Origin of the sequence: Treponema sp. Marseille-Q3903, assembly GCF_014334335.1 — a bacterium.
In the GTDB taxonomy this organism is placed as follows: Bacteria; Spirochaetota; Spirochaetia; order Treponematales; family Treponemataceae; genus Treponema_D.
Window position 1 is genome coordinate 417,735 of the sequence record NZ_JACSEU010000001.1, and the last position, 13,147, is coordinate 430,881.

Genomic DNA, 13,147 nt, shown 5'->3' on the forward strand with positions numbered 1-13,147 from the left:
ATTTTTTTTATGAAAGAAGAAGATTTACATTGGGCTGATGAAAAAGAAGCCATAAAAACAAACAAGCCTCTTTTACTTGTTTTGAAGATGATGAACTTTATCCCATCGTTCATTATTCGCTGCCTTGTTTTTCCTGTAAGTTTTTTTTATCTGATTTTTTCATCGAGGGCTAGGAAAGAATCGGTCAGATACCAGAAGCAGTTGAGAAAATTTACAGGCGGAAAAGTCCCTTTTAGAATTAGTTCTTACCGTCAAATTGTCTCGTTTTCTTTAAGTGTTTTTGAAAAAATGGAAGGCTGGCTCGGCAAAGTAGAGCCTTCAAGGGTTCAACTTCAAAATGACTCTCTGAACGAAATGCTTGAAGACTTAAAGAGCGGAAAAGGGGCGGTTGCACTTACCGCTCATTTTGGAAATATGGAGCTGATGCGCGCAATTTCAAATGTCCCCGTATACGCTGTGATGAACGTAAAAGTCGGCAAACAGTTTACAGATACGCTTAAAATGATAAACCCCAATTCCATAGTAAACGTGATTGATTCTGATTCTGTCGGACCAGATACAATGGTGTTTTTGATAGATGAAATAGAAAAAGGAGCGCTCGTAGTTTCGACAGGAGACAGACCGTCAGCGAATGCTCGTGAACGCATATTAAAATATCCTTTTCTCGGCAAAGATGCAGAGTTTCCTTATGGCGTATTTTTGATGGTTGCGCTTTTGAAGAAACCCGTATATTACATGTTCGGTTTTAGAGAGCGATTTTCGATTTTTAATTCAAATTACAAACTTTACGTAGAAAAATCAAAGATTGATTTTAATTGCCGGCGTGCTGAGCGCGAAGAGCGCATAAATCAGTGCTGTAAAGAGTTTGTTGAAAAGTTAGAAAAGTTTTGTCTGTTATATCCGTATCAGTGGTATAACTTCCATAATTTTTGGAAACTTCAAAATGAAGAATCTTAGAGGAATCTTAAATGAAAAAAAATAAAACAGTATTATTTGGTGCTCTTGTTTTATCATTATTTTTTGCACAAAATCTGTCTGCTATTTCTTTTGAAGACATCTGCTCAGGACTTTCCAAAAGGGCAAATACAATCGGAGAATTTACGCAGACAAAAAAAATCAATTCAAATGGCAGACAGCTGAAATCTTCAGGCGTTTATATAATCTGCCCCGATGGAATCATGTGGAAAACTCTAAAACCGTTTCCCTTAAAACTCGTTCTGACAAAAACTCAGATGATTCAAACAAGTGCCGATGGAAGAAAATCCGTGATAAACGGCGCTGAAAATCAAGTTTTTAAAAACATCTCTTCGATTTTGAGTTCTGTTTTTTCCGGCGACAGCGAACAACTGAAAAACAACTTTGAAACAGAGTTTTTCCTCGTTGATGACGGCTGGAGAATTGAACTTACTCCAAAAGATTCGACAATCGCTTCAGCAATGAAAAAATTGGTTCTTTCAGGCGAGGCTAAAGGCAAAGATGATGTTTCAATGAATCGCCTTGAGATTTTAGAGGCTTCAGACAATTCAATCGTATACGAATTTTCGAATCAGCGGTATCCGAAGGAACTGACTTTAGATGAATAAACTGCCCAATCCGAGAAAAAACAAAAATAATTTTTTTTTCACTTTATGGCTTATCTTTCATCTTGGGATTGTAGCCGCTTTTTTGCTTGTTTTTGCATTTTCTCGCGATAAACTCAAACTTGAGACAGATTTGTTTAATCTTATTCCAAAATCTCTGTCGCTCGAAAGCGTCCGCAAAGCTGATGAAAAAATGCTCTCCAAGACAAGCCGGAACGTTTTTATACTTGTAGCGAACCGTGATTTTCAGTCTGCAAAAAATGTTGCCGAGAATATTTTCGAAGAGCTCAATTCCAGCGAAAATTTTGAATCTGTTTCGTTGTATAACGATATGGCTTTTATCTCAGATATAACAGATTTTTTGTTTAAGTACCGCTGGAATATGCTCGATCAAAAAACAATAGATTCAATCAACTCTGATGGCGGCGATTCTTTTGCACTTGGAGCTCTTTCAAAAGCATACAGTGGCTTTACAATGCTTCCATTGGACAACCTTGAGCTAGACCCTTTTTTGCTTGCAGAACACAATTTTTCTTCATATCTTTCTTCCGTGCAAAAATCGGGGACGGCAATGTCTCTTGTTGATGGAGTGCTCGCTTCTCAATACGAAGGGGAATGGTACATCATGATTCGTGCCGTCTTGAGTAAAAAGGGGAGCGCTCTTGCAAGTAAAAAAAATGGAGTCAGCGAGATTTATTCCGCATGCAGGCGCTTTGAAAACTTAAACGGCGATTCTAGAGAAAAAACTCATTTTATATATTCTGGCGTCCCTTATCACAGCAGTCAAAGCTCAAATGCCGCTGCGCGCGAAATCTCAATAATCGCAACTATTTCTATGCTCGCCGTAATTGCGATTTTAATTTTAGTTTTCAAAAGTCCGAAACCTGTCATTTTCTCAGCAGGCTCAATTTTGATTTCAATTGTGGCGGCGTTTCTTGCGACTATTTCCGTCTTTCGAGAGATGCACATAATCACTTTGGTATTCGGAACTTCTCTGATAGGTTCGTGCATAGATTACAGCCTCCACTATTTTATTCACTGGGCAGGCAGCCTCTCTCTAAAAACAGGTTCCGATATCAGGGCAAAGCTCTTGCCTGAGCTCAGCATGGCAATTTGTTCAACAGGGATATGTTTTGCGGTGCTTTTGTTCGCTCCGTTTGCAATTCTCAAACAGATGTCACTTTTTTGCTTGACAGGGCTTTTGAGTTCATTCCTCACAACGATTGCAATTTATCCTAAAATAAAAACACCTGCCGGTGAACGAAAACTCCCTCTTGCAGACAAATTCAGATTTTTTGTAGATAGAGCGCAGAATAAAACAGTCGGCAGAATTACAATCACAGCGCTTTTTGTTTTTTCTATTGCATCAATCATCGTATTTCATGGGAATATCCGCATCAAAAACAATATTTTATCGCTATATAAAATGCAGGGAAAACTCCTTGACGACGAGATAACCGCCGGTAAAATTATCAAATATAATCCGTCAGGCTGGTACATCGTTGGAGGAGAAACAGAGCAACAAGCTCTCGAAAATGAAGAGAACTTTCGTCATGCTTTTGAAGAAAAAACTTCCGGCAAAGCAGGCTACATGAGCACTTCTCTTTTTATTCCATCTATCGAACAGCAAAAAAAATCTCGATATGCATCAGAAAAACTGCTGAAACTCGCCGCTCATCAGTTGCAATCGCTTGGCTATGAAAAGAAGTTTACCGAAAAATTGAAAGCTGATTTTGAACAAAGTGCAGGTGACTTCATTTCCTTTGCTGCCGGCAACGTTCCTGAATTTATAACTTCTTCAATCTCTTCTGTATGGATTGGAGAAGTCGAAGGAAAGTATTATTCGGTTCTTTTGCCAAACAGCGTTGAAGATTATGAATTTTTTCGCTCGATTGCGGACGGTTTTGAAGACGTACACTTTGTAAGCAAATCGGCAGATGTGAGCCGAGACCTCGATAAACTCACTGTGATGGTCATTAAATTCTTTGTTGCAGCTTATATTTTGATGTTGATAATGCTTCGTTTTTTTTATTCATGGAAACAATCTTTGAAGATAATTTCCGTGCCGCTTTTAATTGTCCTAGTAACTGTCGCTGTGTTTGGAATTGCAAAAATCAATCTGGAATTCTTTTCGGTGACTGGCTTGATTCTTGTTTTTGGGCTTGGGCTTGATTACATAATTTATATGATAGAAAATGAAAAATCTATAGAAAAAGAAAAAATCCTTGAACCATTTGCGACTATGCTTTCATTTGTCACGACTGGGATTTCGTTCGGGGCGCTTGCTTTGAGTTCGTTTCAGCCTGTGCGTCTTATTGGACTGTCGATTTTTATCGGTTTGACAACTGCTTATTTGAGTTCTTTCTTTTATGCTAGAGATAACGGGTCTGCACAGGACTATAGATGAAAGATTTTTTTGCAGTGTTTTATATTTAAATGTTTTCTAAAGAGAGGTTTCGATGAAAAAATATATAAAGAATTTTCTGCCACTATCAGTTTTTATCATTTTGTATTTTTCCGCCTGTCAGACATCAAAAAACTTGACTTCGGCGCTGAACCCTGTCTATGTGACAAATTCTAAATCAATTCAGCTTCTTTCAACGGAAAATATAGAGTGTACAAAAGATTCTATGCAACAGATTTTTGGAGAATTTGGAGGACAAAGTTTTTCGTTTTTAGCATATTTTCATGCCGACAAAAAAGCTCTTCAGCTTTCTCTTATCAGTGCGATGGGAACGGATTTGGGCAGCCTTGAATACGATGGTGATACTGCGAGCTTTTCATCTGGGATGATTTTTGGCAAGATAAAACCTGAATACATAATTGCAGACATCCAAAACGCTTATTACACATCTGACAGTTTGAAAAAAAATTACGAAAAATCCGGCATATTATTTGAAGAAGAGCTCAGCGAAAATGGAAAGATAAGAAAAATAATCAGCGGAAAAGACGTTGTAGAACAGATAACAATAAGCAAAAACAATGTGACAATTGAAAATTTTTTGAGGGGATATATATATCACATTACAGAAATTGAAGAATAAGCTGTGCGTGGTTTTCAAAAATGAAGGAATTCAGTAAGATAAGGTTTACTTAGTATGAATATTTATATTTCAAAGCCCGGCGTAATGACAGCTGCCGGTGTTACAATCGATGAATTATGGGATTCTGTCGTTGCCGGCAATCAGAGCGTGATAAAAAGAGTGAAAGCATGTAACGGAGTTGATTTTTTTGCAGCGAAAATAGATGAAGAAAAATTGAAGAGTGCATCTGAAAACAACTCTCGAATTTTGCAGATTGAGCAAGGTGCATTGAATCAGGTTTCTGATGATATTGAAATTGTAAAATCTAAATACGGTTCAGAACGTGTAGCCGTATGTATAGGTTCGTGCGACAACGGCGAAGAGCAATCAATCTCCGCTGACAGAGTGTACCTCGAAACTCAAAAATTCCCTGAAGATTTTACTCTCGAAGTTCAAAGCGCAAGTTATGTTGCAAAATACATTGCAGCCAGATATGGTCTGAAAGGTCCTGCAAATACGTTCAGCACGGCATGTTCTTCAAGTGCCGGTGCAATTATCAAAGGGGCGGAGCTCATCCTTGCGGGGCTTGTTGACGCTGTAGTAGTCGGCGGAGTAGATGCCTCTTCCGATACTGTCCTTGTAGGTTTTAATGCCCTTGAAGCCGTTTCTCCTGAAATTACAAACCCTTTGAGTAAAAACAGGCACGGGATCACTCTTGGCGAAGGTGCATCATTTTTTATTTTGACAAAAGAACCTATTCGCCCAGATGACAATATTCAATTGCTCGGTTGGGGAGAGAGTTCCGATGCATATCACATGACTTCTCCCGACCCAAGCGGTGAAGGAGCTATAAAAGCAATCAGACGTGCGATTGAAAGCGCAAAAATATCTCCGAAAGATGTTGATTATATAAATATGCACGGGACAGGAACAAAGTTGAACGATAGCATGGAATCTATTGCAATCGATAAAATATTTGGCGATTATAAGGTTCCTGTGAGCTCAACAAAACCGGTGACGGGACATACGCTCGGCGCTGCGGCTGCTGTAGAGGCGGCTATTTGCTATAAAGCGATAAATAATGTAGCATTACCTGTGCATGTGTGGGATAAAGAATATGATCCTGAGCTTCCGAATCTCAACATCGTAGAAAAAAACTATTCAGCAAATAAGAAGATTAAAATTTGTCTTTCGAATTCGTTTGCTTTTGGCGGGGCAAATGCCTGCCTTGCGATTGGAATCAGATAGGGGTTTTTATGGAAATTCAACAGCATATTGAGCGCGACGAGCTGATAAATTACTTGCCTCACAAAGGGAAGATGTTTTTGCTATCACGTGTCACTCAGCATGATATTGAAAAACACACAATTACATGTGAATATGATATCACAGAAGATTGTATTTTCTATGAATCGGAATTTGACGGAGTTCCAACTTGGGCAGGTTTTGAATTTATGGCGCAGGGAGTTTCTGCACTGACGGGAATCACAAACACAATAAAAAGAATCTCGCCGCTACCAGGCTTTATACTTTCTGTAATGGAATTCAATGCAAGCGTCGGTTATCTCAAAAACAACACAACAATTCAGATGAAGACAGTTGAAGATTTTAGAGATGAGGAAAATCACATATACAGATATATCTGTGAACTATATGCAAATAAAGGAGATGCGGCTCCTGTTGTGACAACGAAAGTGTCAGTTATGGAAACAGAAGATGCGCACGCATTATTTGGAGATTGATAAAAAAGATTATTGGATGAACATACGGCAGTGTGAATCTTTCATGAAGCAAGGAGAATAAAATGGAAAATCAAAATGCAGACAAAAAAGTATTGGTAACAGGAGCAAGCGGCGGCATCGGTCGCGCAATTGCAGTTGAAGCCGGAAAAGCCGGATATTATGTAATTTGCCATTACAATGGAAATAAGGCAAACGCCGAAGAAACTTTTGCACAGATAAAAGCAAATGGCGGCAGCGGTGAAATCATTCAATTCGATGTTTCAAACCGCGAAGATTGTAAAGCAAAACTCTCCGAAATGGCAAAAAATTATGGCGCACTATGGGGAATTGTGAACAACGCCGGTGTTACACGTGACAATGCATTTGTCGCAATGAGCGGTGAAGATTGGGATAAGGTTATCCACACAAATCTCGATAGCTTTTACAACGTAATCAATCCGCTTTTAATGCCGATGGCAAGCCGCAAAAACAAACGAGGTGGTCGTATCATCACAGTGTCTTCTGTAAGCGGTGTAGACGGAAACAGAGGACAGACAAATTACAGTGCTTCAAAGGCCGGTATCATCGGTGCTACAAAAGCACTTGCTGTTGAACTTGCAGGACGCGGAATCACATGTAATGCAATTGCTCCGGGCGTAATAGACACTGATATGACAAAAGCAATCATCCCTGAAGCTTACGAAATGATTATGAAAGCAATTCCGATGGGCCGCGCAGGAAAACCTGAAGAAATCGCTGCGGCAGTCGTTTTTCTGCTTTCTGAAGGCGCTGCGTATATCACTCGTCAAGTTATTGAAATAGATGGCGGAATGTAATCAAAAAAACACACGGTAATGTGCGGAGCGTTTTAATCTGAACATAAATTTCAAAAAATTGGTTTGAGGATAAATATTATGGAATTTACTAAACCTAATGGGAAACGCCGTGTTGTTGTTACAGGCGGCGGAATGGTAAGCGCACTTGGTCGCGATTGGGACACGGCATTCAAAAATCTTAAATCATATAAAAACAAAATACGATATATGCCGGAATGGGAACGCTATACTAAAATGAATACCCGTTTGGCGTGCCCTTATGATGAACCGCTCCCTTCTTTTCCACGAAAAAAAATACGGGGTATGGGCAGAGTCGCGATGCTTGGACTTTTGGCTACAACAGATGCCTTGAAAATGGCAGGCTGTCTGACAGAAGACGGCGAAGATGTTGTAGAAGAACTTAAAAACGGGCTCACAGGTATTGCATACGGAACTTGCATGGGAAGCATGGATGCTATCGGAGACCTCGCAAAAATGGTTGAGACAGGTGACTCCTCTCATCTGAACAGCCAAACTTACATAAAAGCAATGCCGCAGACAAACGCATGTAACATGAGCGTTTATTGGCAGATTCGCGGTCGTGTAATCATCACTGATACCGCTTGTACATCAGGTTCTCAGTCAATCGGATATGCGTATGAAGCGATTGAAGACGGACGTCAGGAAATGATGATTGCAGGCGGTGCTGAAGAACTCTCGGCTCCAGATGCAGCAATTTTTGACACGCTTGGAGCAACTTCTGTTATGAACAAAACACCTGGTGAAACTCCAAAGTGCTTTGATAAAGACCGCGATGGACTTGTAATTGGAGAAGGTGCCGGAACACTTATTTTGGAAGATTTGGAACACGCAGTTAAGCGCGGTGCAAAAATCTACGCAGAGATTGCCGGTTTTGCTACAAATTCCGATGGTTCACATATCACTTCTCCTAATGAAGAAACTCAGGCTCGTTGTCTTGAAATGGCAATTGCAGATGCAGGCATTTCAAAAGAGCAGATCGCTTATGTAAACGCTCACGGAACAGGAACCCCTCACGGAGATATAACGGAAACTCAGGCTGTTTATAAAGTTTTCAATCGAGTAATTCCTATTTCTACGACAAAAAGTTACATCGGGCATATTCTCGGTGCATGTGGCGCTGTAGAGGCTTGGCTTACAATCAACATGATGAACGAATCATGGTTCCATCCGAACTTGAATTTGCACAATGTTGACCCGGAATGCGGACATTTGGATTATATAAGAGACGAAGGTCGTAAAATTGATTGCGAATATGTCATGTCAAACAACTTCGCTTTTGGCGGCGTGAACACATCTTTGATTTTTAAGAAATGGCATGAGCAGTAAATAAAAGAGTCACACGAATTTGCATTTTTATTTTCACAGGACAATTTTTAGCAGATGTGCCAATGTTTTTCGTCAATCTATTTTTTAGCAGAAGTTGTTAAAAAAACAGAAAGATATTATAATTTAATCCCGTATGAAATGCGGATTTGATAATGAAAAATATCTGAAAATTCAATCAGAGCACATAAAAGAGAGAATTGTTTCCTTCGGCGATAAACTCTATCTGGAATTCGGTGGAAAACTTTTTGACGACTACCATGCAGCCAGAGTTTTGCCGGGCTTTCATCCTGACAGCAAATTACAGATGCTCATGCAGCTTGCAGACATGGCAGAGATTATCATTGTAATCAGCGCAGTCGACATTGAAAAAAACAAAGTGCGCGGAGACCTTGGAATCACTTATGATAAAGATGTTCTGCGGCTTCGCGATGAATTCAGAAGCCGTGGGCTTATGGTAGGTAGCGTTGTCATCACTCACTACTCAGGTCAGGAAGCTGCAAAGATATTCCGCAATAAACTCAAAAAAATGAATATCAAGACTTACTATCATTATACAATTCCGGGTTATCCGTCTAATGTTGCGCTTATCGACAGCGATGAAGGATATGGAAAAAATGATTATGTCGAAACGACAAGACCTCTCGTAGTAGTTACGGCACCAGGTCCTGGAAGCGGAAAAATGGCTGTTTGTCTAAGCCAACTGTATCAGGAAAACAAAAAAGGAATTAAAGCCGGATACGCTAAGTTTGAAACATTCCCAATCTGGAATCTTCCTCTAAAACATCCTGTCAACCTTGCATACGAAGCCGCAACAGCCGATTTGAACGATGTAAACATGATAGATCCGTTTCACCTTGAAGCGTATGGAGAAACAACTGTCAATTACAACCGCGATATAGAAATTTTCCCTGTTCTCGATGCTATTTTTAAAGGAATTTACGGAAAGAATCCATATAAATCGCCGACAGACATGGGTGTAAATATGGCAGGTTTTTGTATTTACGATGATGAAGTTTGCTGCGAAGCAAGTAAGCAGGAAATCATCCGCCGATATTACACAACTTTGAATAATCTTGTACAAGGAAATGCTTCCGAAAGCGAAGTCAGCAAAATTGAACTTTTGATGAAGCAGGCGAATATCACTACAGATGACCGAAGAGTTACTGTTGCGGCAAAAGAACGTGCCGCAAAATCTAAAGTGCCTTCAGCTGCGATAGAGCTTGCAGACGGAACAATAATCACTTCGGAAACTTCGGATTTGCTTGGAACAAGTGCAGCTCTTTTGTTAAATGCAAATAAATATCTTGCTGGAATTGATCACAAGTTGAAGCTGATTCCAAAAGAGATGATAGAACCTATTCAAAAGATGAAAGTCACTTATCTAGCAGGAAAAAATCCTCGTCTTCACACTGATGAGGTTCTTGTTGCCCTTGCGATGCTTTCTAAAGACGACGAGAACTGCCGCCGCGCAATTGAACAGTTTCCAAACTTAAAAGGATGTCAAGTTCATACGACAGTTATGCTAAGTGAAGTCGACAGAAAAATTTTCAAAAAACTCGGCATAGACCTTACTTGTGAACCGATAAGCAAAAAGCAAAAACCTTTGATTGGCTAAATGACAGAAGAATTAAAACTACATCTGATTGAACTCGCAGACAAATACGAAAATACCTCATTTCCAGATTCCGATCCGTCTCAATTTCTGCGCTGGTTTGATATAAAAAATGATGGTGTTACAGCTGTAGAATGCGCTTCTTTTATCGCTGCAATGCTCGCTTTTGGAAATCGTAAACAGTTTATTCCAAAAATAAAGCAGATTTTGCAGATGTCACAGGAAATGCCGACAGATCCGGCTCTATCAAAAGGGCAAGTTTTTATTGAATGGCTCAAATCGAATTCTCCCAATTTTGGCACCGGCAAAAAAAAGTTTTATCGTTTTTATTCCTACGATGATATGCGCGATTTGTTTAGTGAATTGGGAGAAATTGTAACAAAATATGTTTCTTTAGGAGAAGCTGTCAGACAACAATTGGATTTTTTGAACTGCAATTTAAGCGAGAAAAAACCTTTTAATGTTGCGGACGCTCTTTCTTCTCTGTTTCCAAAATCAGCGATAGTCCCAAAGGGTCGCTCGAGTGCCAACAAGCGCATTCACATGTATCTTCGCTGGATGGTACGTATGAATTCTCCTGTTGACCTTGGGCTATGGAAGTGGGCAAATCCTGCCGAGTTGTTGATACCTCTTGATGTTCACGTGATGCAGGAAGCTGTAAAGTTAGGGCTTTTGTCGCATGGCGTAAATGCAAGCCGAAAAACCGCAGAAAAATTGACCGAAAAACTGCGCATCGCATTCCCAAAAGATCCTTGCCGCGCAGACTACTCTCTGTTCGGGCTCGGAGTCGATGAAAAAGTTTGACAAAAATATTTGAAACCGTTAGTATACGGCTTAATTAAGGAGACACAAATGGTAGAAAACACAAAAAGAACATTGACCCGCAACAGAAAGTTGGCTTTGACAGGTGCTTTCAGCGCACTTGTAATTGTACTTGGAATCACAAAACTTGGGTTTATCACTTTGAGCCTAACTGCAAGCATCACAATTCTTCAGATTCCTGTAATTCTTATCTGTATGCTCGCAGGGCTTCCAGAAGGATTGTTTGTCGGCTTATCTTTTGGTGTATTGTCTCTAATTCAGGCAGCGATGACTCCTACAGGCGTATTAGACCCTCTGTTTATAAATCCTCTTTGCTCTGTTTTGCCGCGCCTTCTTCTAGCGGTTGTCGCATGGCTGTGCTGGAAACTGTTGAATCTTATCCCACACATGCCGAAAACTGTTTCTGCATCAGTTACGGGGTTTATTGCAACTGCCGCACATACTCTGCTGGTAATCGGCTGCCTTTATATATTTGAAGGCGGCGCAGTTAGAAAAGCTCTTGGAGGTATCGGCTACTGGGCGTTGATAGGTACACTATCTTTCAATGCAATTCTTGAATCACTAGCGTCAACAGTTGTATGTGCCTCTGTATTTGCAGGATTTTTTATTGCAAGCAATAAGAAATCTAAATTGTCGGAGGAATAAAATGTTTGCAAAATCACACTTTTATTGCAACGATGTCCTTCTTAAATCTTTCTGATAAAAAAACTCAAAAAATTTGAATTTTTTATTTATTATTGTATAATCAACGAATGCGTATTGTTATAGTCGGAGCCGGATTCACTGGAATTCAGCTCGCAAAATTGCTGATAAATGAAAAAAATCAAGTCACTGTTATAGATAACGATGAAGATATAATCCGTCATGTTTCGAATCAACTTGACTGCACAGTAATGTGTGCAGATGGAAATAACCTCGACACACTTGAAGAAGTTGGAATTGCAAAAGCCGATGCATTGATTTGTGTAAGCGCTTCCGATGAAGTGAACATGATCACATGTTCTCTCGTAGACGCAGTTTACCCTGATATTTTAAAAATCGCCAGAGTCCGAAACTATGCATATTATGTGAATACTGCAAAAGCAGAAAAAAAACACCCGAACAGTTTTGCCGGTAAACATCGACCTCTCTATGGAATCAACTATATGATTCATCCGGACGTAGAAGCTGCTGATGCAATTTTTCAGGCTGTAGAAAACGGGGCAATCGGTAATATAATTTCTTTCGATAATACAGACCTCGAAATTGCGCGGATTACAATTGAAGAAGGCAGCACACTGGACGGCGTTATCCTCAAAGAGATACACACAAAAACAGACGTAAAATTTATCGTTGCGTATATTGAACGAGATGGTGAGACAATGCTTCCTTCCGGTGAAACACAGCTTAAGGCAGGCTCAACAATAGGGGTGCTTATTTCAAAGGAGCAAATTGGAGAAGTACTTGCATTGTGTGGAGCAGAGCAAAACACTCTCAACAAAGTTGTGATGATTGGTGCCGGAAGAATTGGAACAATTGTCGCAGAAAAACTTATGGGAATGGGAGCTCAAAAAGCTGGAGGAATTAAACAGTTTTTTACGAATATAAAAACAAAACGTTCTTTCGATTTTGTAATAATTGACAGCAAAGATGAGAATGCAAAAGAAGCATCAGAGAAATTTGCAAACGCTCGCATTCTTCGAGCAGACGCAACAGATGAAACTTTTCTCAGGGAAGAGGGAATAACTGATTTTGATCTTGCAATTTGTACAACTCACAATCATGAGTTGAATATGGTTCTTGCAGCTTATCTGGAATCGCTCGGCGTAAAACAGACTATCAGCCTTGTAGGAAGCTCTGCATTTGCAGAAATTTCTACACGACTAGGTATAGACGTTCCTGTTCCGCTCCGAGATGTAGTTGTAGATTCAATCATGAGTCATCTTCGCGGAAAATCTGTAAAAGAGATTCACACCGTTACTAATGGACAGCTCGAAATTGTCGAATGTGAAATATCTCCCGATTCAAAAACAAACGGAAAAGAATTAAAAGAAATCTCTAATCCCGGCACATTCCTCGTTCTCATGGCACGAAAAGCCGGAGTTGAGCAATATAATATTGTAAACGGAAGTACAAAATTTGCTGCCGGTGACCACGTTGTTTTAATTACAAATTCAGAAGACAGCAAAAAAATCATTTCAGATTTTACAAGCATTTAATCAAAACA

Annotated in this window: 12 protein-coding genes; all 12 read left to right on the forward strand. The window is 39.7% G+C overall.

The genetic code is table 11. The features are described 5' to 3' along the window. The first annotated feature begins 9 nt into the window (after nucleotides 1-9). The 12 genes from H9I37_RS01885 to H9I37_RS01940 all read left to right on the forward strand — a co-directional run bounded on the left by H9I37_RS01885 (nucleotide 10) and on the right by H9I37_RS01940 (nucleotide 13,139). Nucleotides 10-957, forward strand: a complete 948-nt coding sequence (locus H9I37_RS01885; protein WP_187380800.1) for a lysophospholipid acyltransferase family protein — start codon at nucleotides 10-12, stop codon at nucleotides 955-957. An 11-nt stretch (nucleotides 958-968) separates the two neighbouring features. Continuing rightward, nucleotides 969-1,583, forward strand: a complete 615-nt coding sequence (locus H9I37_RS01890; protein ID WP_187380801.1) for a LolA family protein — start codon at nucleotides 969-971, stop codon at nucleotides 1,581-1,583. Next, the gene (locus H9I37_RS01895) at nucleotides 1,576-3,987 is read left to right on the forward strand and encodes an MMPL family transporter (RefSeq protein WP_187380802.1); all 2,412 of its coding nucleotides are present in this window, start codon (nucleotides 1,576-1,578) and stop codon (nucleotides 3,985-3,987) included. Before H9I37_RS01890 ends, H9I37_RS01895 begins: the two co-directional genes overlap by 8 nt. A 52-nt stretch (nucleotides 3,988-4,039) precedes the next feature. Further along, nucleotides 4,040-4,624, forward strand: coding sequence for a DUF3261 domain-containing protein (locus H9I37_RS01900; RefSeq protein ID WP_187380803.1), 585 nt, complete (start codon nucleotides 4,040-4,042; stop codon nucleotides 4,622-4,624). Nucleotides 4,625-4,678: 54 nt separating this feature from the next. Then, nucleotides 4,679-5,851: a beta-ketoacyl synthase N-terminal-like domain-containing protein gene (locus H9I37_RS01905; protein WP_187380804.1), complete on the forward strand. Its 1,173-nt coding sequence runs from the start codon at nucleotides 4,679-4,681 to the stop codon at nucleotides 5,849-5,851. A gap of 8 nt (nucleotides 5,852-5,859) precedes the next feature. Further along, nucleotides 5,860-6,345: a hotdog family protein gene (locus tag H9I37_RS01910; protein ID WP_187380805.1), complete on the forward strand. Its 486-nt coding sequence runs from the start codon at nucleotides 5,860-5,862 to the stop codon at nucleotides 6,343-6,345. A 62-nt stretch (nucleotides 6,346-6,407) separates the two neighbouring features. After that, the gene (fabG, locus tag H9I37_RS01915) at nucleotides 6,408-7,160 is read left to right on the forward strand and encodes a 3-oxoacyl-ACP reductase FabG (protein ID WP_187380806.1); all 753 of its coding nucleotides are present in this window, start codon (nucleotides 6,408-6,410) and stop codon (nucleotides 7,158-7,160) included. Between the two features lie 78 nt (nucleotides 7,161-7,238). Next, a complete protein-coding gene (locus H9I37_RS01920; protein WP_187380807.1) occupies nucleotides 7,239-8,507 on the forward strand; it encodes a beta-ketoacyl-ACP synthase in 1,269 nt (422 codons plus the stop codon). Nucleotides 8,508-8,640: 133 nt separating this feature from the next. Then, nucleotides 8,641-10,122, forward strand: coding sequence for a DUF1846 domain-containing protein (locus tag H9I37_RS01925; protein WP_187380808.1), 1,482 nt, complete (start codon nucleotides 8,641-8,643; stop codon nucleotides 10,120-10,122). Next, on the forward strand, nucleotides 10,123-10,923 hold the full coding sequence (locus H9I37_RS01930; RefSeq protein WP_187380809.1) for a TIGR02757 family protein: 801 nt from the start codon (nucleotides 10,123-10,125) through the stop codon (nucleotides 10,921-10,923). It begins immediately after the preceding gene. A 48-nt stretch (nucleotides 10,924-10,971) separates the two neighbouring features. Then, nucleotides 10,972-11,586: an ECF transporter S component gene (locus H9I37_RS01935; RefSeq protein ID WP_187380810.1), complete on the forward strand. Its 615-nt coding sequence runs from the start codon at nucleotides 10,972-10,974 to the stop codon at nucleotides 11,584-11,586. A 107-nt stretch (nucleotides 11,587-11,693) separates the two neighbouring features. After that, nucleotides 11,694-13,139, forward strand: a complete 1,446-nt coding sequence (locus H9I37_RS01940; RefSeq protein WP_187380811.1) for an NAD-binding protein — start codon at nucleotides 11,694-11,696, stop codon at nucleotides 13,137-13,139. The last annotated feature ends 8 nt before the right edge of the window (nucleotides 13,140-13,147 follow it).